The organism is Amycolatopsis iheyensis, from assembly GCF_024703995.1.
Lineage (GTDB): Bacteria > Actinomycetota > Actinomycetes > Mycobacteriales > Pseudonocardiaceae > Amycolatopsis > Amycolatopsis iheyensis.
The window spans coordinates 307,302-330,230 of the sequence record NZ_JAMXQV010000001.1 but is presented as its reverse complement, the minus strand read 5'-3'; the positions used below and the strand labels follow the sequence as shown (position 1 = coordinate 330,230).

At 69.4% G+C, this 22,929-nt stretch carries 27 protein-coding genes; 22 read left to right on the top strand and 5 right to left on the bottom strand.

The window, feature by feature from the left end; translation table 11 throughout:
* Positions 1 to 226 precede the first annotated feature (226 nt).
* From M8542_RS01695 to M8542_RS01620, 16 genes are all read left to right on the top strand, one after another.
* The gene (locus tag M8542_RS01695) at positions 227 to 718 is read left to right on the top strand and encodes a CarD family transcriptional regulator (protein ID WP_004559016.1); all 492 of its coding nucleotides are present in this window, start codon (positions 227 to 229) and stop codon (positions 716 to 718) included.
* A gap of 53 nt (positions 719 to 771) precedes the next feature.
* A complete protein-coding gene (locus M8542_RS01690; protein WP_257918160.1) occupies positions 772 to 1,377 on the top strand; it encodes an IspD/TarI family cytidylyltransferase in 606 nt (201 codons plus the stop codon).
* Positions 1,374 to 1,841, top strand: coding sequence for a 2-C-methyl-D-erythritol 2,4-cyclodiphosphate synthase (gene ispF / locus M8542_RS01685; RefSeq protein WP_257918159.1), 468 nt, complete (start codon positions 1,374 to 1,376; stop codon positions 1,839 to 1,841). The genes M8542_RS01690 and ispF overlap by 4 nt, the downstream gene beginning before the upstream one ends.
* 28 nt (positions 1,842 to 1,869) lie before the next feature.
* On the top strand, positions 1,870 to 2,265 hold the full coding sequence (locus M8542_RS01680) for a PPOX class F420-dependent oxidoreductase (protein ID WP_257918158.1): 396 nt from the start codon (positions 1,870 to 1,872) through the stop codon (positions 2,263 to 2,265).
* Between the two features lie 10 nt (positions 2,266 to 2,275).
* Positions 2,276 to 2,662: a PPOX class F420-dependent oxidoreductase gene (locus tag M8542_RS01675; RefSeq protein ID WP_257918157.1), complete on the top strand. Its 387-nt coding sequence runs from the start codon at positions 2,276 to 2,278 to the stop codon at positions 2,660 to 2,662.
* A gap of 22 nt (positions 2,663 to 2,684) precedes the next feature.
* Entirely contained in the window at positions 2,685 to 3,371 is a 687-nt protein-coding gene (locus M8542_RS01670; RefSeq protein ID WP_257918156.1) for an HAD family hydrolase, read from the top strand.
* A 43-nt stretch (positions 3,372 to 3,414) separates the two neighbouring features.
* Positions 3,415 to 4,803, top strand: a complete 1,389-nt coding sequence (gene cysS, locus M8542_RS01665; protein ID WP_257918155.1) for a cysteine--tRNA ligase — start codon at positions 3,415 to 3,417, stop codon at positions 4,801 to 4,803.
* 28 nt (positions 4,804 to 4,831) lie between these two features.
* The gene (gene rlmB, locus M8542_RS01660) at positions 4,832 to 5,788 is read left to right on the top strand and encodes a 23S rRNA (guanosine(2251)-2'-O)-methyltransferase RlmB (RefSeq protein ID WP_257918154.1); all 957 of its coding nucleotides are present in this window, start codon (positions 4,832 to 4,834) and stop codon (positions 5,786 to 5,788) included.
* 53 nt (positions 5,789 to 5,841) lie between these two features.
* Complete coding sequence (locus tag M8542_RS01655; RefSeq protein ID WP_257918153.1) at positions 5,842 to 7,278, top strand: MBOAT family O-acyltransferase; 1,437 nt, start codon at positions 5,842 to 5,844, stop codon at positions 7,276 to 7,278.
* Between the two features lie 20 nt (positions 7,279 to 7,298).
* Positions 7,299 to 7,661, top strand: a complete 363-nt coding sequence (locus tag M8542_RS01650) for a hypothetical protein (protein WP_257918152.1) — start codon at positions 7,299 to 7,301, stop codon at positions 7,659 to 7,661.
* A gap of 4 nt (positions 7,662 to 7,665) precedes the next feature.
* A complete protein-coding gene (locus tag M8542_RS01645) occupies positions 7,666 to 8,271 on the top strand; it encodes a histidine phosphatase family protein (protein ID WP_257918151.1) in 606 nt (201 codons plus the stop codon).
* A gap of 73 nt (positions 8,272 to 8,344) precedes the next feature.
* Entirely contained in the window at positions 8,345 to 8,917 is a 573-nt protein-coding gene (locus tag M8542_RS01640; RefSeq protein ID WP_257918150.1) for a transglutaminase domain-containing protein, read from the top strand.
* A 183-nt stretch (positions 8,918 to 9,100) separates the two neighbouring features.
* Positions 9,101 to 10,114, top strand: a complete 1,014-nt coding sequence (locus M8542_RS01635; RefSeq protein ID WP_257918149.1) for a hypothetical protein — start codon at positions 9,101 to 9,103, stop codon at positions 10,112 to 10,114.
* Positions 10,115 to 10,116: 2 nt separating this feature from the next.
* Positions 10,117 to 10,755: a hypothetical protein gene (locus tag M8542_RS01630; protein WP_257918148.1), complete on the top strand. Its 639-nt coding sequence runs from the start codon at positions 10,117 to 10,119 to the stop codon at positions 10,753 to 10,755.
* A gap of 73 nt (positions 10,756 to 10,828) precedes the next feature.
* Complete coding sequence (locus M8542_RS01625) at positions 10,829 to 11,500, top strand: HD domain-containing protein (protein WP_257918147.1); 672 nt, start codon at positions 10,829 to 10,831, stop codon at positions 11,498 to 11,500.
* Between the two features lie 76 nt (positions 11,501 to 11,576).
* Positions 11,577 to 11,963: a hypothetical protein gene (locus tag M8542_RS01620; RefSeq protein ID WP_257918146.1), complete on the top strand. Its 387-nt coding sequence runs from the start codon at positions 11,577 to 11,579 to the stop codon at positions 11,961 to 11,963.
* On the opposite strand, the gene M8542_RS01615 is transcribed toward M8542_RS01620, so the two are convergent.
* On the bottom strand, positions 11,960 to 12,610 hold the full coding sequence (locus M8542_RS01615; protein ID WP_257918145.1) for a class II aldolase/adducin family protein: 651 nt from the start codon (positions 12,608 to 12,610) through the stop codon (positions 11,960 to 11,962). The genes M8542_RS01620 and M8542_RS01615 overlap by 4 nt on opposite strands.
* A 178-nt stretch (positions 12,611 to 12,788) precedes the next feature.
* Between M8542_RS01615 and M8542_RS01610 the strand changes: the two genes are divergently transcribed.
* Positions 12,789 to 13,007: a hypothetical protein gene (locus M8542_RS01610; protein WP_257918144.1), complete on the top strand. Its 219-nt coding sequence runs from the start codon at positions 12,789 to 12,791 to the stop codon at positions 13,005 to 13,007.
* Between the two features lie 95 nt (positions 13,008 to 13,102).
* Here M8542_RS01610 and M8542_RS01605 read toward each other — a convergent pair whose 3' ends face one another.
* Entirely contained in the window at positions 13,103 to 14,029 is a 927-nt protein-coding gene (locus M8542_RS01605) for a coiled-coil domain-containing protein (protein ID WP_257918143.1), read from the bottom strand.
* Positions 14,030 to 14,204: 175 nt separating this feature from the next.
* On the opposite strand from M8542_RS01605, the gene M8542_RS01600 reads away from it, so the two are divergent.
* From M8542_RS01600 to M8542_RS01590, 3 genes are read left to right on the top strand one after another with little or no spacing between them, the layout of a single operon-like run.
* Positions 14,205 to 15,377: a DUF445 family protein gene (locus M8542_RS01600; protein WP_257918560.1), complete on the top strand. Its 1,173-nt coding sequence runs from the start codon at positions 14,205 to 14,207 to the stop codon at positions 15,375 to 15,377.
* A gap of 59 nt (positions 15,378 to 15,436) precedes the next feature.
* Positions 15,437 to 16,609, top strand: a complete 1,173-nt coding sequence (locus tag M8542_RS01595; RefSeq protein ID WP_257918559.1) for a DUF445 domain-containing protein — start codon at positions 15,437 to 15,439, stop codon at positions 16,607 to 16,609.
* Between the two features lie 37 nt (positions 16,610 to 16,646).
* The gene (locus tag M8542_RS01590) at positions 16,647 to 17,855 is read left to right on the top strand and encodes a DUF445 domain-containing protein (RefSeq protein ID WP_257918142.1); all 1,209 of its coding nucleotides are present in this window, start codon (positions 16,647 to 16,649) and stop codon (positions 17,853 to 17,855) included.
* A 446-nt stretch (positions 17,856 to 18,301) separates the two neighbouring features.
* Here the strand turns inward: M8542_RS01590 and M8542_RS01585 are convergent, their stop codons facing one another.
* The 3 genes from M8542_RS01585 to M8542_RS01575 are packed head-to-tail and all read right to left on the bottom strand — an operon-like array spanning position 18,302 to position 20,934.
* Positions 18,302 to 19,177, bottom strand: coding sequence for a metal ABC transporter permease (locus M8542_RS01585; RefSeq protein ID WP_257918141.1), 876 nt, complete (start codon positions 19,175 to 19,177; stop codon positions 18,302 to 18,304).
* 3 nt (positions 19,178 to 19,180) lie between these two features.
* Positions 19,181 to 20,026: a metal ABC transporter ATP-binding protein gene (locus M8542_RS01580; protein ID WP_257918140.1), complete on the bottom strand. Its 846-nt coding sequence runs from the start codon at positions 20,024 to 20,026 to the stop codon at positions 19,181 to 19,183.
* A gap of 2 nt (positions 20,027 to 20,028) precedes the next feature.
* A complete protein-coding gene (locus M8542_RS01575; protein WP_257918139.1) occupies positions 20,029 to 20,934 on the bottom strand; it encodes a metal ABC transporter solute-binding protein, Zn/Mn family in 906 nt (301 codons plus the stop codon).
* 177 nt (positions 20,935 to 21,111) lie between these two features.
* On the opposite strand from M8542_RS01575, the gene M8542_RS01570 reads away from it, so the two are divergent.
* Both M8542_RS01570 and M8542_RS01565 read left to right on the top strand, forming a co-directional pair.
* Positions 21,112 to 22,212 (top strand): LacI family DNA-binding transcriptional regulator, encoded by a 1,101-nt coding sequence (locus tag M8542_RS01570; protein ID WP_257918138.1) that lies wholly within the window; start codon positions 21,112 to 21,114, stop codon positions 22,210 to 22,212.
* Positions 22,213 to 22,301: 89 nt separating this feature from the next.
* Positions 22,302 to 22,793 (top strand): beta-class carbonic anhydrase, encoded by a 492-nt coding sequence (locus M8542_RS01565; protein ID WP_257918137.1) that lies wholly within the window; start codon positions 22,302 to 22,304, stop codon positions 22,791 to 22,793.
* The last annotated feature ends 136 nt before the right edge of the window (positions 22,794 to 22,929 follow it).

The window sequence follows — 22,929 nt, the reverse complement described above, 5'->3', positions numbered from 1 at the left end:
GCGCGATCTCCCCCACCGAACCGGTCCGCGTTGCGCCCAAGATCAACCGTCCACAAAGGATTTCCCACCGCTTGGGGAAACCCGCCCGCATCACCTGCGTGAGCACGGGGGTCGGACGTTTGTCAACCCCCGCTCAGGCCGCTGACCTGCGAGGACGAGTCCGGCCCGCTAGGTGGGCGCTGGCGGACCGTGATAGGATGGAGTCAGCGAAAGGGGCAGAGGACACATGGTTTTCAAGGTCGGAGAGACCGTCGTCTACCCGCACCACGGTGCCGCACTCATCGAAGCCATCGAGACCCGCGTGATCAAGGGCGAGGAAAAGAAGTACCTCGTCCTCAAGGTCGCGCAAGGGGATCTCACGGTTCGCGTGCCCGCAGACAACGCCGAGATCGTAGGCGTGCGCGATGTCGTCGGGCAAGAAGGACTGGACAAGGTCTTCGACGTTCTGCGTGCTCCGCACACCGAAGAGCCCACCAACTGGTCTCGTCGGTACAAGGCCAACCTCGAGAAGCTCGCCTCCGGCGATGTGAACAAGGTGGCCGAAGTGGTGCGCGACCTCTGGCGGCGAGAGAAGGACCGCGGACTTTCAGCCGGCGAGAAGCGCATGCTGGCGAAGGCGCGGCAAATTCTGGTCAGCGAGCTCGCGCTCGCGGAGGGCACCGACGAGGACAAAGCGGAAGTCCTCCTCGACGAAGTTCTGGAAACCGCGACGGTCTGAGCCCAGGGCATCCCGCTCGACGGGCGAGTGGGTGCCTCTACGATCGCGAACCGATGAACGTCGTCGCGATCGTGACCGTCGTACACCGTGCCACCGACGGAGAGCTCGCTCTCACGCCGGTCCACGGTGAAGCGCTACTCACGCACACCGTGCGGGGGCTGCTGGACGTACCGGAAATATCTACGGTGCTCGTGGCGGCCCCCCAGCGGTGTGCGTCGTCGTTTTCCGAGGCGGTCGGTCACCTCGGGTGCCGGGTCGTGCCCGGCTCACCACGGGAAGCTCTCGCGGCCATCGAGTCCGAGCTGGCCCGTGATTCAGTTGTACTCCTCCACGACGCCCTGCGGGCCTTCATTCCTGCGCAGACGGTGCGTGACGTGATTGCCGCGGTCGGTGACCACCCGGTGGTGGTCCCGGTGCTGCCGATGGCGGACACGGTGAAGCTGACTTCGGCATCGCTCATCACCGGCACGGAGGACCGGAACCGGTTGCGCACCGCCCAGACACCGATCGGCTACCGGCTCTCGGCGTTCCGCCCCTGGGACGTCACCGGCGCGGCGACGGTGCCCGGCCACCCGGACGCGATGCGCGTCACAACGGATTTCGAGCTGTCCCTGGCCGAGGCGATCGCGGCGGCACCGAAGAACGAGGAGACGCTGTGAGGATCGGCAACGGGGTCGACGTCCACCCGATCGAGCCGGGCCGCGAGTGCTGGATGGCGGGCCTGCGGTGGCCCGGCGTAGACGGCTGCGCGGGTCACTCGGATGGCGACGTGGCCGCCCACGCCCTGTGCGACGCACTGCTGTCGGCGGCGGGGCTGGGTGACCTCGGCGCGGTGTTCGGCACCGGCGATCCCCGGATGGACGGCGCTCATGGGGCGGACATGCTGGTGGAGGTCCGCGGGTTGATCTCGGCGGCCGGGTGGCGGGTCGGGAACGCGTCGGTGCAGATCGTGGGTAACGCGCCTCGCGTGGGGAAGCGGCGGGAAGAGGCGCAGAAGGTGCTTTCGGACGCGGTGGGCGGCCCGGTGAGCGTGTCCGGGACGACGTCGGACGGCTTGGGTCTCACGGGCCGAGGCGAGGGGATCGCGGCCTTCGCGACGGCGCTGCTGCTGGCCGCGGAATAGCTCCACGCCGGGGCCCGTTCGGCGTGACATGGCCCTCACCCTCTCGGACGACGTCCGCGCGCTGATCGACGGCAACAACTTCGCCACCGTCGCCACCATCGACCCCGACGGCGCGCCGCAGACCTCCGTCATCTGGATCGGCCTCGACGGCGGCGACCTCGTCTTCAGCGCGACCGAAGACCGCCGAAAGGTCCGCAACCTGCGCCGCGACCCGCGCTTGAGCGTCTCCATCACCGACGCCGCGAACCCGTACCGCCACACGCAGCTGCGCGGCACCGCGACGATCACCCCCGACCCCGGCAAGACGCTCCCGAAGACCCTCAGCCACAAGTACCTCCGGCAGGACCCGCCGGCCGAGAGCGCAGACACCGAGCGCGTCATCGTCCGCCTGCACGTCGAGAAGGTCGCCGGGAACGTGAAATAGGGTCCGGACCATGTTCAACGAAGCCACCAAAGCCCTGCTCGACGGCCGCAACTACCCCGTCGTCGCCACCACCAACGCCGACGGCTCGCCGCAGAGCTCCGTCGTCTGGGCCAAGCGCGATGGCGACACCGTCGTCTTCGTGACCGTCCAGGGCCGGCGCAAGGAGCGCAACATCCGGCGCGACCCGCGTGTCTCGCTGTCCGTCTTCGACCTGGCCGATCCCGAGAACTACGTCGAGATCCGCGGCCGCGCCGAAGTCACCGCCGAGGGCGGTCCCGAGCTGAACGACGAACTCGCCCGCAAGTACACCGGCGACGTCTTCCCGCCCGAGCCGGCCGACGTCGTGCGCGTGCTCGTCCGCCTTGTTCCCGAACACATCACAGGGCATTCGGCCTGAGGGTCCCGATAGGCTGGAAACCATGACGATCAGGGCGGTGTTGTTCGACTTCTCCGGCACGCTCTTCCGGCTCGAGCAGGACGAGTCGTGGCTCACCGAGCTGACCGACCACGAGGGCACGCCCCTCGACATCGAGGCGCAGGCCGAGCTGATGCGGCGGATGACCGCCCCGGTCGGGCAGGTCGTCGAGCTCGACGCCGAGCACGTGCACGCCTGGCGGGAGCGCGACCGCGACCCCGTGCTGCACCGGAAGGTCTACCTCGAGGTGCTCAAGAAGTCCGGCGTGCCGCGGCCCGAGCAAGCCGAAGCGCTCTACAACCGGCTCATCGATCCCAGCCAGTGGACGCCGTACCCGGACACCGAAGCCGCGCTCAAGGCGGCGTCCGAGCGGGGGCTGAAGGTCGGCGTGCTCAGCAACATCGCCTTCGACATCCGGCCGGCCTTCACCGCCCGCGGGTGGGACGCCTTCGTCGACGAGTTCGTGCTGTCCTTCGAGGTCGGCGCCATCAAGCCGGAGCTGGAGATCTTCCGCAAGGCCGTGCAGGCCCTCGGCGTCCCGGCCACCGAGACGCTGATGGTCGGCGACAGCGAGGAGGCCGACGGCGGCGCCCGCGCGCTCGGCTGCGAGTTCGCGCTGGTCGACCCGCTGCCCACCACCGACCGGCCGGACGCCCTGCTCACGGCCCTGCGCACGCACGGCGTCGCCTGAGGGTCCGAGACATCCCTCACGCCCGACCCCGTACCCTTTCAGGGTGGCCCTTCACCTTTTCGACACAGCGACCCGGAGCGTGCGGGAGTTCCACCCCGTCCGTAGCGGAACGGCGTCGATCTACGTGTGTGGCGCCACCGTGCAGGGCGTGCCGCACATCGGGCACGTCCGCGGGGCCGTGAACTACGACGTCCTGCGCCGCTGGCTCGTCCACAGTGGACTGGACGTGCTGCTGGTCCGCAACGTCACCGACATCGACGACAAGATCCTCACCAAGGCCGCCGAAGCCGGCCGGCCCTGGTGGGAGTGGGCGGCGACGCACGAGCGCGCCTTCGAGCAGGCGTACGACCGGCTCGGCTGCCTGCCGCCGTCGGTCAACCCGCGCGCGACCGGGCACATCACCCAGATGGTCGAGCTGATGCAGCGGCTGATCGACGGGGGCCACGCGTACGCGACCGAGGGCGACGTCTACTTCTCGGTGAAGTCGTTCGACGACTACGGCAAGCTCTCCGGCCAGGTCCTCGAGGACGTCCAGCAGGGCGAAGCGCCGACCCGCGGCAAGCAGGACCCGCGCGACTTCACCCTGTGGAAGAGCGCGAAGCCGGGCGAGCCGTCGTGGCCGACGCCGTGGGGCCCCGGCCGGCCGGGCTGGCACCTCGAGTGCTCGGCCATGGCGACCGCGTACCTCGGCCCGGAGTTCGACATCCACGGCGGCGGGCTGGACCTGGCCTTCCCGCACCACGAGAACGAACGCGCCCAGTCGAACGCCGCCGGCGACCCGTTCGCCCGCTACTGGCTGCACAACGCCTGGGTGACCATGTCGGGCGACAAGATGTCGAAGTCGCTCGGCAACACCGTGTCGATCCCGGCGATGCTGGAGCGCTACCGCGCGGCGGAGCTGCGCTACTACCTGGCCCAGCCGCACTACCGGTCGAACATCGAGTACTCCGAAGGCGCGATCTCCGAGGCCGCGCAGGGCTACCGGCGGATCGAGACGTTCCTGCGTCGCGCCGCGCAGTCGGGCGAAGTGACGCTGGGCACGATCCCGGCCGAGTTCGCCGCCGCGCTCGACGACGACCTGGCCACGCCGCAGGCGTTCGCCGTGGTGCACAACACGGTCCGCGACGGTAACGCCGCCTTCGACGCGGGCGACACCTCCAAGGCACTCGAATTCGCCGCGGCCGTCCGCGCGATGACCGACGTGCTCGGCCTCGACCCGCTGTCCGCGCGCTGGTCCGAGGCGGGCGGTTCCGACACGCCCACCAAGGAAGCTTTGTCCCGGATCGTCGAAGGGCTGCTGGCCGAGCGCCAGCAGGCCCGGGCCGAGAAGGACTTCGCCCGCGCGGACGCCGCCCGTGACCGCCTCTCGCAGGCGGGCATCGTGGTGGAGGACACCCCCAACGGTCCTCAGTGGACAGTCAAGTCCGACTGATCCCGTTACAACGCAAGGAACTTTCACCATGGCAGGCAACTCGCGACGCCAGGGCGCGATCCGCAAGACGGGCACCAAGAAGGGTGCCGTCGTCGGCTCGGGCGGGCAGCGCCGCAAGGCCCTCGAAGGCAAGGGACCGACCCCGAAGGCGGAGGACCGGCCCGGGCACAAGGCGTACCGCCAGGCGAACGCGCAGAACAAGCGCGACCAGGCCCGCCAGAAGAAGGCCGACAAGCCGGAGCTGATCGCCGGGCGCAACCCGGTGGTCGAGGCGCTGCGCGCGGACGTCCCGGCGACCGCGCTGTACGTCGCGCTGAACATCGAGATCGACGACCGCGTGAACGACGCCGTCCGGCTGGCCGGCGACAAGGGCATCTCGATCCTGGAGATCCCGCGCGAGGAGCTGGACCGCAAGACCAACCGGGCCGTGCACCAGGGCCTGGGCCTGCAGGTCCCGCCGTTCGAGTACGCCCACCCGGACGACCTGATGGCGGCGGCGCGCAACTCGGGCGAGGTGCCCCTGTTCGTCGCGCTCGACGGCGTCACCGACCCGCGGAACCTGGGCGCGGTGATCCGCTCGGCGGCCGCGTTCGGCGCCCACGGCGTGCTGCTGCCGGAGCGGCGCAGCGCGGGCATGACGGCGGTGGCGTGGCGCACGAGCGCGGGCACGGCGGCGAAGCTGCCGATCGCGGTGGCGACCAACCTCACGCGTCAGCTCAAGTCGTGGGCGAACGAGGGCCTGATGCTGGTCGGCCTGGACGCCGACGGTTCGGTCGACATCGACTCGCTGGAACTCGCCGCCGACCCGCTGGTGATCGTGCTGGGCTCGGAGGGCCGCGGCCTGTCGCGCCTGGTCCGCGAGACCTGCGACGCGACGGTGTCGATCCCGATGGCGGCGGGCGTCGAGTCGCTGAACGCGTCGGTGGCGGCGGGCGTGCTGCTCGCGGAGGTGGCGCGGCGCCGCCGTGTCGCCGGTCGGGTCTGACACCACCACCCACTCGGGTTAAGGTCACCGTCGGATAAAACCGAGGGGACCCGATGTCGTTCGTTTCGCCACTGTTCCTGTGGTACTTCATGCCGGCGGTGCTCGTCGCCGTGCTGGTGTGCCCCAGGACGTGGCGCAACGGCATCGTCGCGGTCGGCAGCCTGCTGTTCTACACGATCGGCGCCGGCCCGTTCGTGTTCCTGCTGCTCGGCTGCATGGTGGTCAACTTCCTGGCGGGCCAGCTGCTGGCCCCGAACCCGTTCGACGTCGGTGGCGGCGCCCGGCGGCGCAAGATCCTCATCGCGGTGGTGTCGCTCGACGTCGCGGTGCTGCTGATCTGGAAGTACGCGGGGTTCGCGACGCAGCAGATCGCGGCGGTGGCGCACTGGTTCGGCGGCAGCGTGCCGGTGGCGAGCCTGGTGGTCCCGATCGGCATCTCGTTCTACACGTTCCACCACATTTCGTACGTGGTGGACATTTATCGTGGCGAGCGCCAGGCGCTGCGGAACCCGGTGGCGTTCGCGGCGTACATCGCGATGTTCCCGCAGCTGGTGGCGGGCCCGATCGTGCGGTACCGGGAGATCGCGGACCAGCTCCCGCAGCTCAGGTCCCACCGCCTCGACGACCTCGCGGCAGGCTTCCCGAGGTTCGCACTGGGCCTGTGCAAGAAGACGATCATCGCGGACTCGTTGAGCCCGTTGGTCGAGGCGTGTTTCAAGGTCCCCCCGGACCAGATGACGTTCGCGACGGCCTGGCTGGGCGCGATCGGCTACACGCTCCAGCTGTTCTTCGACTTCTCGGGCTATTCGGACATGGCGATCGGCCTGGGCCGCATGCTGGGCTTCCGGCTGCCGGAGAACTTCGCGAGGCCGTATTCATCGGTGACGATCACGGAGTTCTGGCGCCGCTGGCACATGTCGCTGTCCCGTTGGTTCCGCGACTACGTGTACATCCCCCTGGGCGGCAACCGCCACGGAGCGGCGCGCACCTACCGGAACCTGTGCATCGTGTTCGTGCTGACGGGCTTTTGGCACGGCGCGCAGTGGACGTTCCTGGTGTGGGGCTGTTACCACGGAGCGCTGCTGGTGATCGAGCGCAGGTTCGCACTGGACCTGGACCCGGCGGTGCGCTGGAAGCGCTACCTGCGCAGGGCGCTGACGATGCTGCTGGTGGTGTTCGGCTGGGTGTTCTTCAGGTCGGCGGACCTGCCCCACGCGCTGTCGATGATCGGCCACATGCTGATCCCCGACTTCGAGGGCCTGGGCGTGGGGGTCGAGCAGGCGTTCACGAACCAGCGCCTGGTGCTGCTGCTGGCGGCGTTGGCGGTGTTCCTGCTGCCGGCCCACCCGGTGACGGGCCCGCTGCTGGAGTCGTCGAGGAGCAAGCCGGCGACGGCGTTGCGCATCGGGGTGATGACGGTGGGCCTGGTGTACGCGGCGATCCTGATCGCGACGGGAACGTTCAGCCCGTTCCTGTACTACCAGTTCTGACCGGGGAGACGATCCAGACCATGACCGACCCCACGGACCTCGCCAAGGTCCCAGGCGTGATCCCCTACGTGGACCACCACAACGGCCCAAGACGCCTCCTCACCCTGGAAATCCCCCACCTCGGCTACACGGTCCACAACTACGCCCCGATAGCGAGCATCGACGGCCGCCAGTACGTGGTCTCCTGGGGCTCGCTCTCGTTCGAAATCCCCGCCGACCGGAACGTGCACATCAGCGTCCACCTCCACACGAACAGCGGCCGGGACCACACGATCACCCCGTTCGCTTCCCTGGTCCTGCCGCCCCACCCGGCGCCGATCCGGCTCATGGCCCAGTTCGTGCCGAGCCAAGGCCCCCAAGGCGCCCTCGTCCCCGTCGGCTGAACAAGTGCTGACCACCCGCTACCTCTTCCTCACCCGCCACGGCGAAGCAGCACCAACCGGCCACCTCACCGAAGCCGGCCGCCACCAAGCGTTCCTCCTCGGCCGACGCCTCCGCGACATTCCGGTCACCGCGATCCACCACGGACCACTCCCCAGGGCGACCCAAACCGCCGAACTCATCGCGGGCCAGCTCCCCGGCGTCCCGCTCCACGTCGACAAAGCGGCAGACGACTTCGTCCCCTACACGCCCATGCGCGAGGAGCTGCCCGAGACCTCCGGCGACCTCCTCCACGCCTTCGCCCGACAGCTCCCACCGGCAGACGAAGAGCGAGCCGCCGAAGCCGAGCGCAGGTTCACCGGGCCCGTGCCCGGCGCCGAGCCTCGGTACGAAGTGCTCGTCACGCACAACTTCCTCGTCGGCTGGCTGATGCGAGCCGCCCAGGACGCCCCGCCGTGGCGGTGGCTGACCTACAACCAAGCCAACGCCGCCCTCACCGTCATCCAGTACTCGCCGGGGCGGCCCGCGGCCCTGCTGACCTACAACGACGTCAGCCATCTGCCGGCGGAACTGCGCTGGACCGGCTTCCCGCCCGAGTTTTACCTTCCGTAACCGGCGAACGCGGAGCGTTGCCACCCTCGAAAAGCGCTCTCGCCCGAATGGGCCAGCCTGTCAGGATGGCCGGATGAGTCCCGTGCCCTCGCCGACGTCCGATCGGCTCAGTGCCTACCTCGCGTCGGACGCTGTCGTCGATCACGAGCACCCCTTGATCCGCGCGCACACCGACGCTCGACGCGGCACCGCCGAGGAGCGCGCGAGAGCCGCGTTCCTCTTCGTGCGCGACGAGGTCGAACACGTCATCGACGCGGGCGATCCGCGGGTCACCTGGCGGGCTTCCGACGTCCTGCGCGAGCGCGTCGGGATCTGCCACGCCAAGGCGCACCTGCTCGCGGCTTTGCTGCGGGCGCAAGGGATTCCGGCCGGCTTCTGCTACCAGGAGCTCTCCGCGCTGCACGGGCTGAATGCCGTGTACCTGCACGGCAACTGGGCCCGCCTGGACGCCCGCGGGAACCGCACGGGCGCCGGCGGGGAGTTTTCGCTCGACGAAGAGAAACTGGCCTGGCCGGTCGACGTCGCGCGCGGCGAACGCGACCTCCCGGAGATCCATCCGGCGCCCGCACCCGCCGTCGTGGATTTCCTGATGAGCAGCCGGCCCGGCCCCGGCTGGTACGAAACCGGCCTGCCGAAGACACTTTGACCATGGTTTTCCGCCGTTTTCCGAAAACCCGCCGACCCGGTTAATTATTGCCCAGAGTGACCTCTGTCCGTCAGCATTGTCCCCCGAACTTCTTATTTCGCGGGCCCGTCCAGGCGCGTAAAGTGACTCCCCGCGCTCGAACAGACACTTTACGCATTCGTCCGTTCGGGTGGTTCGAGGGAGGTGAAGCAAGTGGCCGCGGATGGCGGATCCCGCCGCCGTACCCCACTGCAGGAGATCTTCTGGACCAGGACGAGCTTGCTCCTCACGGTGCTCGTCGTCGTCGCCGGCCTCAGCCTGTGGCTCGCCGGCCTGATGGACCCCGGCACCGGGAAGAACCTGGTGACGTCGCTGGGCACCGGGACCCTGATCTCCGCGATCGTGGGGTTCGGCACCACCCTGATCACCGCGAGCGCCTCGCAACGGGCGCTCGTGACCCCGGTGATCGAAGAGAGCAGGCGCGCGCTGGAGGACCTCAGCGCCGAATACCGCGCGCTCAACAAGGAGTTCTTCCCCACCGACGTGTTCGAGGCGACCACCGATCCCGACCCGGCGTTCAACCGCGGGCTGATGGCCGACCTCAACGCGACCCGGCAGTACTTCTTCCGCGGCTTTTCCGGTCGGCACGCGGCCGCCCGCCTGCTGCTTTCCCGCACCGAACGGGAACTGCGGGCGATCATCGCCGACCCGCGTGACGCCAATTCGATCAGCGGGCGCGCCCGCTACCTGCTGCGCCGCGAAGCGGGCGACGTCGACTACGAACAGATCCAGACCCGGCTCGACGAAGAGATCCGGATCGGGCTCGTCGGCCTCTTCCTGGCGCGCGGCCACTGCGCGCAGGTCGACATCACCGTGATCGCCGACCCGCCGCTCGACCGGCTCGAGCTGTTCGACGACAGCGTGTGGCTGTCGCTCTACAGCGACGTCCGCGGCGCCACGAAGCTGTACCCGCGGTCCCTGCGGTTTTCGGAGGGTTCCTTCCTCTACAACATGGAACGCGCCGAGTTCCTGCGCGTCTCGCAGTCCCGGACCGGCCGCCACTTCCGCATCACGTCCGCGACGACGCGGCCGGATTTCCTGGCGCTGTTCGAAAAGATCACCGGATCCCCGTTGTCCGAGGAGCAGTTCCGCGAGCTGGAGGGCAAGTTCCACGCTTTCCGCACGGAGTTCTCCGAAGTCGCCGAGCTAGGGAGCTGACCTTGCTCACCCGCCTGTCCCCCCTGTCCGAACTCGCCGCGCGCCTGCGCGCGGCCCGATTCCCGCTGTCTTCGGACTGGCGCGCGGTCGACGACTGGTTCCGGCCCTGGGCCGCCCAGCCCGGCTTGCGGGAGGAGCTGCGCGCGCAGCTGCGCGCGTTGTCCACCGCGGAAGCCACGAAGGTGCTGCGCTCGTCCCGGGAAACGACGACGCACTTCGCCTGGTGCCTGCTCGATTCGCCCGCCGACCCGTTTTCCTTCTGGCTGCACGAATACAAGGCGCAGGAGGACTGGCGGGAGGGCTACGCGGATTCCGTGCACAACCACAGGTACCACTTCTGCACCACCATTCTCCGTGGTGACTACCGCCACGAGAAGTACGGCACGACGATCGACGCCGAAACCGGCTTGATCAGCTCCGCGCGGTGGCGGCGCAGCACGGTGTGCGGCGCCGGGACCTGCATCACCATGCTCGCCGACGAGTTCCACCGGATTCCCGAAGCGGCGAACGGGACGATGACTTTCCTGGTGAAATCACGCCCGGTGAGCAGCTTCAGCCTTTCTTTCGATCCCGCCACGGGAATCGGCCATCGTCACGTTCCGGTAGAGGCCCGATTGGGGGAATTGGCCGACCGCATCTAGCTACACACCGGCGTCAGCGGCGCTTACCATTACTCCACCCGTCTGAACACCACGGCCGGGATGGGAGAGGTGTATGCGCACGCAGGAAAGCACGATCGACCACGTGACCGTCGGCGCCGTCGAGAACCGGGTTTACCGGCTGTGCCACCAGTACGCGGAACGGCTGCAGTTCCACGGTTGGCACCACGTGAACTTCGTCCGCACGAAGGCAGCCGGCTTCGCCGAGCACAACGGCGCCGACCGCACCGTCGTGGAAGTGGCCGCGCTGGTGCACGACGTCAACTACCTGGTGCTCCGCAACTCACCCGCCGCGGCGGGCCGGAGCCTGCGGCTGGACATCCTCGCGGAGTGCGGGGTGGCGCCGCACGTGGCGCGGTGGATCGACGAGATCGTCGACGAAGCCGAGATGGCCACGCGCGGCCGCGACATTTCGCTGGAGGCGCAGGCCCTGAGCGACGCGGACACGCTGTTCAAGGCGCTGCCGGTGACGCCGGTGGTGCTCGCGCACCGGTACCTGCGCGAGAACGGGCTGAGCCTGCGCGAGCTGGCGCACAAGATCGTCGGCGAGCAGTGCGACGTCCACGACGAGGGGTACTACTTCTACAACCCCGAGGCGGCGGCGACGTACTCGCGCTGGGCGATGGCGAACCTCCAGCTGTGGCAGTGCATCAAGGAGGCGGTCGACGACCCGACGGTCGTGGAGCTGCTGGACGCGGTGCACGCGGTCGACGCGCTGGCGTCGTAGCCAATTTTTCGTGAATTCCCCCGCGGCGGCGCGGCGGGTTTTGGTAAGCAGGCGGCTCCGGAAGTGAGGAGTCCGCATGACCGACGGCCCAGGAACCGAGCCGAGCCCGCCGCACCCGGGCGCGGCTGGCCAGCCGCCCTACGGCTACCCGCCGCAGTACGGCCCCCAGCAGCCGTGGGGCGGTCCCGGCGGCCCGGTTCCGCCGGCGAAGGGGCCCGGCCTCGGCGTGGCCGCGCTGGTGCTCGGCCTGCTCGCGCTCGTGCTGCCGTTCCTGCCCGTGGACATGACCGGGTTCCGGGCGTACGTGGCGTTCCCGTTCGGGCTGGCCGGGCTGGTCCTCGGCGTCCTCGGCTGCATCGGACGGCGGAGCGGGAAGGCACTGGCCGTGATCGGCGCGGTCGTGTCGTTCCTCGCCCTGGTGGCCGGGATGATCATGGTCGCCAACCAGGTGGTCCCGCACTAGGTCTGGCCGTAGCCACGCAGCCGGTCGACGACGTTGGCCACCTCGGGCGGCGGCAGCAAGGCGGGCCGGCCGGCGCTCTGCGCGAGCAGCCACACGCGGCAGGCCCACTCGAGCTGCTGCGCCCGGTGGTAGGCGGCTTCGAGGCCGTCGCCGTAGGTGAGGGTGCCGTGGTTGGCCATGAGACAGCCACGGCGCCCTTCGAGCGCCTCGAGGACGGCCGAAGCGAGCTCGGGGGTGCCATAGGTCGCGTAGCGCGCGACGCGGACCGAGGGGCCGATCGTGGCGAGGATGTAGTGGATCGGCGGCACCTCCCGCACGAGCGTGGAGACGGCGGTGGCGTGCGGCGAGTGCGTGTGCACGACGGCGGTCACCGGCTCGCGGTCGGGATCGCGCACGTCCCAGTAGACGGACAGGTGCATCGGCAGCTCACTGGTCGGCTTGAGCGAGCCGTCGACGACCTGCCCACCGAGATCGACGACGGGGACGTCGGCGGGGTTCAGGCTGGAGTAGGCGACCCCGGTGGGGGTGACGGCGACGAGATCGCCGGCCCGCACGGAGACGTTCCCGGAGGTGCCGACGACGAGGCCGTCACCGACCATCCGCCGCGCGTAGGCGCAGACGGCAGCCCGCTCGGTCTCGAGGATCATGGGCGGGTCCCGTTCTGGTGGGTGATCAAGCAGCTGCCATGCAGACTGCCAGCCACCCGGGACCTTCGGCCACCTCCCCGACTGGGGGATTTACCCGGTTGGCGCACACCGGGTGGGCAGCAGCACTCGGATTCATCGGGGCTCTCGCAGGTAGCTGGGGCGGCCAGCTCATCGCCAAATGATCGCAACCCTCCTGAGCTGGGAAGGTAAGGCTCACGGTCTACTCGAGGACCCGTCCCGGACAGCCGAAGGCACCGAACTCGCGGAAGCCGCGGCGCGCGGCATCACAGACTCGATCTACGAGCTTGCCGAGACCTGCCGCACAGAACTCGACCTCGACGGCGAGCGCGCCCTCGCTCGGCAGGAGCCCACTCGCCCCGACGCTGTCCGGTCCTAGTCGGTGGACCACTGGCGACCGGTGGGCAACCACGTCCGCCGGAGTTGGCCCGGCGCCCCTCGAGGATCCGAGGGGCGCCGGCGTCTTGGGGAAGGTCAGGCCTTCGCGGGAGCGGCCGGAGCCGGAGCAGCCTTGGGCGAGGGAGCAGGAGCCGGCTTCCGGTCCCCGTTCTCCGCCGCAGCCGGCTCCGGAGCCAGCAACCGCATGGCCTCCTGCACCGCCACATCGGTGGCAGCGATCCGCTCGGCCACCTTCGACCGCAGATCGAGCGCCAGCTTCCGGTTCCGATCAGCGTCGGACTGCTGGGACCGAGCCGAAGCCAGCGCAGCCTCGGTCTCCTGCTTCTTCCGCGCGATCTCCTCGTCGAACGCCTTCCGCTTGCCCGTGTACTCGTCGTCGAAGGCCTTCTTCTTCGACGCCAGCTCCTCCGAAGCCACCCGGTCCGCTTCCTTGCGGGCGGCAGCCGCCGAAGCCTCCGCCGCCGCGTCCGCTTCCTTGCGGGCGCGGTCCGCCGCCGCCGCCAGCTCGACCCGCTTCGCGCCCGCCGCCGCGTTCAGCTTCTCGATCTCGCCCTTCGCCTCCGACAGCAGGCGGGCGCGCTCCTCTTCCGCGTCCTTCGCCAGCTTGTCGGCTGTGCGGCGAGTCTCGTGCCCGTACTTGTCCGCCTGCTCGCGGGTCGACGCCGCGTCCGCCTCCGCCGCGGAACGCAGGTCCGCGATCTCCTCCTCCGCGAGCTGCATCATCATCCGGACGCGCTCGGCCATCGCGCCGGCACCGGACGGGCTCGAGCTCATCCGCGCCAGCGCGGCCTTCGTCTCGGCCAGCTCCTTCTGCGCGTACGCGAGGGCCTTCGTCAGGTCCGCGGACGTCGCGACGGCGTCGTCGCGGCTGCGGGACGTCTCGCGGAGGTCCTTGTTCAGCTCGGCGATGCGTTCGTCGACCTGGCGCTGGTTGTAGCCGCGGACACCCACGGCGAACTGGGCGGTCTTCGGGGCGGACTGGGGCTTCTCAGGCGCGACCATCGCGCCACCTTAATGAGCCGGGGCCCGTCCGCACGTACCGCCAAACGGATGCATCACGGATATTGGAACCCCCGGTGACGCATGGCATCCTGACCGTGTCGACCAGCGGTCGAGCGAGGAGGCCATTGTGGACGTACTCGCCGACATCGGCGCGCACTGGCACGTCTACGCCACCATGCCGCTCATCGCCGCCCTGATCGGCTACCTCACCAAGCGCGTCGCCATCGAGATGATGTTCCGGCCCCTGGAGTTCACGGGCGTCAAGCCGTTCTTCGGCTGGCAGGGCGTCATCCCGGCGAACGCGCGGCGGATGGCCACCACCGCCGTCGACCTGCTGACCCGCCACCTCGTCGACCCGCGGGAGGTGTTCTCCCGGCTCGACCCCGATGAAATGGTCAAAGAGCTCGAACCGCCCCTGCTCAAGGCCGTCGAAGAGGTCACCCGGGAGGTCATGGAGACCTACCAGCCCAGGCTCTGGGAACTGCTGCCCACCCGCGCGCAGCGGCTGCTCGTCGACCAGGTCCGCGCGCAGGCGCCCGTCGTCGTCAAACGCCTTTTGCGAGAGGTCTCGACCAACATCGACGACGTCCTCGACGTCAACGACATGCTCATCGGCGCCATGGTCCGCGACAAGTCGCTGACCTGCCGGCTGATCCGCGAGGTCGCCGCGCCCGAGTTCAAGTTCATCGCACGCTCGGGCATCTGGTTCGGGTTCGTGATCGGGCTCGTCCAGTTCGTCGCGTGGGCGCTGACGAAGGAGCCGCTGATCATGCCGATCTTCGGTTTCGTCACGGGCTTCGTCACGGACTGGCTCGCGCTCAAGATGATCTTCTACCCGCGCGAGCCGCGCGGGTTCGGCTTCTTCCGCTGGCAGGGCATGTTCCAAAAGCGCCGCCAGGAGGTCGCCGCCGACTACGGCGCGCTGATCGCCGACGAGGTCCTCACCGTGCGGAACGTGATGGAGGCCGTGCTCACCGGGCCGCGCGCGGACAAGCTGTTCGCCATGGTCACCCGCGAGGTGCAGCGCACGATCGACGCCCAGGCGAGCATCGCCAAGCCGCTCGTCGCGCTGACCATCGGCGGCCGGCAGTACCAGGAGATGAAACGCGCGGCAGCCGCCAAAGCAATCGAGTTCCTCCCCGAAACGGTGAAACACGTCGAGAGTTACGCCACCGGCGCGCTCGACGTCCGCAACACGATCGTCGGCAAGATGCGGCAGCTGACGCCGCTGGAGTTCGAAGGCATCCTGCGTCCGGCCTTCAAGCAGGACGAATGGAAGCTCATCGCCGTCGGCGCGGTGATCGGCGGGCTGGTGGGTGAACTGCAGGTGCTGCTCCTGCTGCACTGATCACGGGCCGATACCGTGCGCGCGTGGACTTCGGCACGCACTGGCAGGTGTACGTCACCATGCCGTTCATCGCGGCGCTGATCGGCTACGTCACCAAGCGCGTCGCCATCGAGATGATGTTCCGGCCCCTGGAGTTCGTCGGCGTCAAACCGTTCGGCTGGCAGGGCGTGCTGCCCGCGAACGCCGAGCGGATGGCGGCGACGGCCACCGAGATGCTGACGACCAACCTCGTCGACCCCCGGGAGATCTTCGCCCGGCTCGACCCGGCGCAGGTCGCGAAGGAGATCGAACAGCCGCTGCTGCGGGTCGTCGAGGACGTCACGCGCGAGGTCATGGAGACCTACCAGCCCAGGCTCTGGGAGGTGCTGCCGAACAGCGCGCAGCAGCTGCTGCTCAAACGCGTCCAGGCCGAGGCGCCGAAGGCGATCACCAAGATCATGCGGGAGATCGCCGACAACATCGAGGACGTCCTCGACCTGCAGCACATGGTCGTGACGAACCTGGTCCGCGACAAGGCACTGCTCAACCGGCTGATCCGCGACATCTCCCGGCCCGAGATGCGGTTCATCGCCCGCTCCGGCATCTGGTTCGGGTTCAGTCTCGGCTGCGTGCAGCTGGTGGTGTGGGCGCTGACGAAGTCGCCGATCGTGCTGCCGCTGTTCGGCCTCGGCATCGGCTGGCTCACCGACTGGCTGGCGCTGAAGATGATCTTCCTGCCGCGCGAGCCGCGCCGGTTCTTCGGCGTCTACACCTGGCAGGGCGTCTTCCAGAAGCGCCGCGACCAGGTCGCCGCCGACTACGGCGACATGATCGCGCGCGAGATCATCACCATTCCCCACCTGCTGGAAGCGGTGCTGCGCGGGCCGAAGTCCGACAAGCTGTTCGCGATGATCACCCGCGAGGTGCAGAAGACGATCGACGCGCAGGCCAGCGTGGTCAAGCCGTTCGTCGCCATCGCCGTCGGCACGAAGAAGTTCCAGGAGCTGAAGCAGACGGCGGCGGCGAAGGCCGCGGAGCGCGTCCCGGAGACGATCCGGTACGCCGAGAACTACGCGATCAACGCGCTCGACGTGCGGAACACGATCGTCGACCGGATGCGGAAGCTGAGCGCGCTGGAGTTCGAGCAGCTGCTGCGGCCGGCGTTCCGCCAGGACGAGTGGAAGCTGATCGCCGTCGGCGCGGTGATCGGTGGTCTCGTGGGTGAGCTGCAGGTGCTCGCGCTGCTCGGCTAGCCGGTACGGTTCCGTTTCTCGGGATGAGGAGGTCGGGGTGGACGCTGTCCTGCACGACCTCGCGCTGCACTGGCCCCTGTACGCGGTGATGCCGTTCATCGCGGCGCTGATCGGGTACGTCACCAAGCGCGTCGCGATCGAGATGATGTTCCGGCCGCTCGACTTCGTCGGCGTCCCGCCGCTGCTGGGCTGGCAGGGCGTCGTCCCGAAGCACGGCGGGCGGATGGCGGCGGTCGCGACCGAGCTGCTGACCGAGAACCTGCTCGACCTGCGCGAGGTCTTCGGGAAGATCGACCCGGTCATCATCACCGCCGAGCTGGAGCAGCCGCTGCTGCGCGCGGTCGACCACATCGCGCGCGAGGTGCTCGCCGAGCACCACCCGCGGCTGTGGGAGGTGCTGCCGACGCTCGCGCAGGAAATGCTGATCAAGCAGGTCCAGGCGTCGGCGCCGAAGCTGGTCCGGGAGTTCCTCGACGAAGTCCGCGAGAACCTCGACGAAGTCCTCGACGTCCAGCACATGACGGTCCAGCGGCTGACCCGGGATCGCGCGCTGCTGGTCCGGCTGATCCGCGAGACGTCCCGCCCGGAGATGGCGTTCATCGCGCGGATGGGCATCTACTTCGGCTTCGGGCTAGGCCTGGTCCAGACGATCGTGTGGGCGTTCACGCGCGAGCCGCTGGTGCTGCCGATCTTCGGCGGCGCGATCGGCCTGTTCACCGACTGGCTGGCGATCAAGCTGATCTTCGTCCCCCGCGAGCCGGTCCGCGTGGGCCGGGTGATCTTCCAGGGCAAGTTCCAGCGGCGCCGCGCGGAGGTGGCGCGGCAGTACGGCGAGCTGATCGCGAACGAGGTCCTGACGGTCCAGAACCTCCTGGACGCGGTGTTGCGCGGCCCACGCGCGGATCGCCTGGCGGCACTGGTCGAGCAGATGGTGTCGGCCGCGGTCGACGCGCAGCTGCCGCTGTCGTTCGCGGTCGGGGGCACGCGGCTTCGCGAAATGAAGCACGCGGCGGCGTTGAAGGCACTCGAGCAGCTGCCTTCCACGGCGCGTTATGCGGAGGGGTACCTCACCGAGGCGATGGACGTCGCGAAGGTGATCGAGCAGCGGATGCTCGCGTTGACGCCACTGGAGTTCGAGGGGTTGCTGCGGCCGGCGTTCCGGCAGGACGAGTGGAAGCTCATTGCGGTGGGTGGGGTGATCGGGTTCGTCGTGGGTGAGCTGCAGGTCCTGCTGATGCTGGGCTGACTCGCCGACGACGCGGCCCCGCCCGTCCCTGGGGGGGCGTGCCCAGTCCCAGTCTATCGACGGGCGCCGACAGGAACCGCGAATCGGCGGAGATGCGGCTGAGTTGCCCACATTCGCGCGAGGGTGTGGACAACCGGCCTTCGCGCCATCACGACTGGTCTTGCGGGGACCGCGACACGGGCCTCGATGAGCCAGTACTTCGGCGCAGTACCGCAGTCCTGCGCCTGGCGGACGACAACGAGAGTCCACTTCGGATGCGCCGGCAACGTCACCTGGGCTCCGGACAAGGTCGACCTCGGCTACGGCAAGCCCGGTACCCACCAAGCCCTCACCGGCCCATCCGGGCCGGCAGGCGCCAAGGCACCCGACCTGGGCCGCTTACCAGGCCATCGGCTACCCGAACTCGGACAGCACCGCGAAGAGCGACACGCTCCAGGTGCAGTAGCTCAAGCCGCCGCGACGAGGGCAGGCTCCACCGCGCTCACCCTCGTCCGGCGGTCACGCTGCCAGGCGATCACCCGGCACACGACGTAGATCAGGAACGAAATCGCCGTCACGAAGGCGCTCACCGGGAGCCCCGGCGCCAGCGAAAGCACGATCCCCCCGAGCGCCGACACCTCCGCGAACACGACCGACAGCACGGTCGCCTTCCACGGTGACGCCGTCACGCGCGCCGCCGCCGCGGCCGGCGTCACCATCAACGCCACCACCAGCAGCGATCCGACGACCTTCACGCTCAGCGCCGTCGAAACCCCCACCAGCAGCGCGAACACCACGGTCAGCGTCTTCACCGGCACTCCGCGCGCCACGGCCACGTTCCGGTCCACCGAGGCGAACAACAGCGGCCGGTACACCAACGCCAGCACCGCCAGGACCACCACCGACGACACCACGAACAACGTCAGGTTCGTCGAGTCGATCGTGATGATCTGGCCGGTCAGGATCCCGAACTTGTTCCCGGACCGTCCTTTGTAGAACGACAGGAACAGCACGCCCATCCCGAGGCCGAACGACAGGATCACGCCGATCACCGAGTCGCGGTCGGCGTCGCGGGCGCCCAGGATGCCCAGCAGCAGCGCCGCCACCACCGCGCCGATCAACGCGCCGTACTCCACGCCGATCCCGAGCAGCAGGGCCGCCGCGCCGCCGGTGAACGCCAGCTCCGACGTCCCGTGCACCGCGAACGACATCCGCCGCATCACGATCAGCGGGCCCAGCACCCCCGCCACCAAGCCGAGGATCAACGCGGCCAGCAGGGCCGTCTGGACGCCGGGAAGCTCGGTGATCAGCTCCCACGTCTTGCCGAAGTCGAACAGATCCAAGACTCAGCCCACTTGCTCTTCGACGTCGTGTTCGTGGTGGTGCGGCTCTTCCTCGCACAACGCGCTCTGCGCGCCCGCGATGTGGATCTGACCGCCGACCTTCAACACCTCGACGCGGGTGCCGTACAGCTCCGACAGCGTCTCGGTGGTCATGACCTCGTCCGGCTTGCCGATCCGGAACGAGCCGTTGACCAGGTACAACACCCGGTCGACGAACGGCAGCACCGGGTTGATCTCGTGCGTGACGAACAGCACCGCGGTGCCGGCCGCGCGCCGCCGGGAGTCGATCAGCTCGCTGATCGCGCGCTGGTGCGCCAGGTCCAGGGACAGCAGCGGCTCGTCACACAGCAGCACCTCGGGGTCGCCGACCAGGGCCTGCGCCACTCGCAGCCGCTGCTGCTCACCGCCGGACAGGCGCCCCACCGGCTGCTTCGCGTAGCGGGTCGCGCCCACCTCTTCGACGGCCGCCGCGACGCGACGGCGTCGCGCCGCCATGCCGAACAGGCCGGGGCCCCAGCGGTGCCCGTCGAGGCCCAGGCCGACCAGGTCGACGCCGCGCAGCGTCAGCGACTCGTCGATCGCGCGCTGCTGCGGGATGTAGCCGACCTTGCGGTTCGCGCCGCCCGGGCGGCCGCCGGCGATCTCGACCGCGCCCGCCGACAGGCCCTGCATGCCGAGCAGCGCCTTCAGCAGGCTGCTCTTGCCGGAGCCGTTCGGGCCGAGCACGGCGAGGAACTCACCCGGCTCGACGACGAGGTCCAATCCCGACCAGAGCGTGCGGGGACCGAAGGCGAGGCCCGCCCCGCGGACCCGGACCGCGGGGCGTACGTCGTCTGAGACGGGAGGCATGGTTACTTCAACGCTCCTGCCAGCGCGTCTACTTCCCCGGTCATCCAGCCAATGTAGTCGGTCACACCCTGGGGCAGCGTCTCGGTCACGTCGACGACGCCGATCCCGGCGGCCTTCGCCTGCCCGACGACGTCCTGGGTCAGCGGCGTCACCGTCTGCGCGTTGTTGATCAGCGCCTTGACCTGCTTGGTGGCGATGAGCTGCTTGTACTCGTTGACCGCGCCGGCCGGGACGTCGGTGTCGTTCTCCACGGCGTCCGAAAAGGCCTTCGGCGTCGCGTCGGTCAGCTTCGCGCTCTCGAGCAGGTAGTGCGCCACCGGCTCGGTGACGACGACCTTCGCACCCGGGTGGGTGGTGCCGAGCTCGCCGAGGCGCTTCTCCAGCGCGTCGACCTTCGCCTTGAACGCCGTCGCGTTGTCGGTGAACGCCTGCTTCGACGCCGGCTGGAGCTCACCCAGCTGGGCCGCGACCTGGTCGGCGACCTTGCCGACGCCCGGCAGGTCGTACCAGACGTGCTCGTTCTCGTCGCCGGTCGCGGCGATGTCGTAGGCGACGAGCTTCTTCGCGTCGCCGGCCTGGCCGGTGAGCTTGTCGAAGAACTCGTCGTAGCCGCCGCCGTTGGACAGCAGCAGCTTCGCGTCCTTCGCCGCGAGGGCGTCGTCGGCCGTGGTCTCGTAGGAGTGCGGGTCGGCCGACGGGTCGTGGATGACCGACTTGACCTCGACCTTGTCCCCGCCGACGGCGCTCACGACGCTGCCCCAGACGTCCGTCGAGGCGACGACCTTGATCTTGTCCGAGCCACCGGACTGCCCGCCGCCGTCGGAGGTTCCACCGGAGCACGCGGCCAGCGCGAACAAGGACAGGGCCGAAGCGGCGGCGAGCACGCTCCTGGTGCGGCGGGAACTCATCTGAAGACTCCTGCAGACGCTAATGGAAACCGTTGTCAGATTCACCTTACCCCATCCGGATGACTTCCTGGCCATCCGATCCCGGTTTGGTGTATGCGAGTTCATGCATGCGGATCGAGACATCGACCACCCGGGGTGTCTCTTCAAGAAAGTCATCTGAACCGTTACGGTTTGCTGATGGGACGTCCTATTCGCACCCGGAGGCAGGCGACACTGGCGTCGCTCGCGGCAGAGCTCGGTGTGTCCAGGACCACGGTGTCCAACGCCTACAACCGGCCGGACCAGCTCTCGCCCGAGCTGCGCCGCCGCGTTCTCGAGACCGCGCGCCGGCTCGGCTACCCCGGTCCCGACCCGGTCGCCCGCTCCCTGCGCACGCGCAAAGCCGGCGCCGTCGGCCTGCTGCTCACCGAGAACCTCTCCTACGCCTTCCGCGACCCCGCCGCCGTCGGCGTGCTCGAAGGACTGGCCCTGGCCTGCGAAGACGCCGGTGTCGGCCTGCACCTGGTGCCCGCCAGCCCGGGCCGGGAGGACGTCGCCGCGGTGCACCGCGCGGGCGTCGACGGCTTCGTCGTCTACTCGGTGCCGGACGACGACCCGCACCTGGCCGCCGTGCTGGAGCGGCCGGTGCCGACGGTGATCATCGACCAGCCGAGCATCGAGGGCATCGACCGCGTCGGCCCGGACGACGCGTCGGCGGTCGGCAAGATCGCCGAGCACCTCGTGACGCTGGGCCATCGCCAGGTCGGCGTCATCTGCATGCGGCTCGCACGTGAGCGCAACGACGACTTCGTCTCGGCCACCCGGCAGAGCGGCGCGCACTTCCACGTCCAGCGCACCCGGCTGGAAGCGCTCGCGGTGGCGTTTTCGGCCGCGGGTGTCGACTGGGCGGGCGTCCCGGTGGTCGAGCGCTTCGACCACACGGTGGACGACGGCGCGTCCGCCGCCCGGCAGCTGCTGGACGCGTACCCGCAGATCACGGCCGTGATCTGCACCTCGGACATCCTCGCGCTCGGCGCCATGGCCGAGGCCGAGCGGCGGGGGCTGCGGGTGCCGCAGGACCTGACGGTCACCGGCTTCGACGGCATCGCCGAAGCCGAGCGGATCGGCCTGACCACGGTCCACCAGCCGGTGCTCGAGAAGGGCAAGACGGCGGGCCGGCTGCTGCTCGGCTCGGCCGAGCGGAGCGCGCCGAAGGTGATCACGCTGCCCACCGAGCTGCGCATCGGACGGACGTCCGCGCCGCCGCGGACGGTCGAGGAGCCCTGGTTCGGCGGTTAAACCCGTCGTGACATAGCTCGTAGTGCATTGCCCGATCGGGCTCGGGCCGGTGGAATGGGAGGGATACGCCACCGGCCGGAAGGTGACCGATGACCTCGATCGATGTCCTCCTCAAGCGCAACCAGGAACTCGGCGACGCGACGCCGGGCGACCGCTCGTCGGCGAAGCCGTCGCTGCAGGTGGCCATCCTGACCTGCATGGACGCCCGCATCCGCGTGTTCGAGGTGTTCGGCCTGCTCCAGGGCGAGGCGCACGTGCTGCGCAACGCGGGCGGCGTCGTCACCGACGACATGATCCGCTCGCTGGCGCTGTCGCAGCGCAAGCTGGGCACGCGCGAGGTGCTGGTGGTCCAGCACACGGAGTGCGGCCTCTCGACGGTCACCGAAGACGACTTCAAGGACGAGCTGGAAGAGGCGACGGGGCTGCGCCCGACGTGGGCGGTCGAGGCGTTCCGCAACGTCGAGAACAGCGTCCGGACGTCGGTGGAGCGGGTGCGGCGGAGTGCGTACCTGCCGCACACGGACAACGTGCGCGGGTTTGTGTACGACGTGAAGACGGGCAAGCTCACCGAGGTCAAGTAGGCCCGGGGCCACGCCGCTGGAGCCGAGTTCCGCGGTGACCTGGACGTTCGGTGGCCGGACGGTCGACCGCGACCGGGCGGTCGAGGTGCTGCGCCGCGGGGTCCAGCTGGGCGTCGACCACATCGACACCGCCACG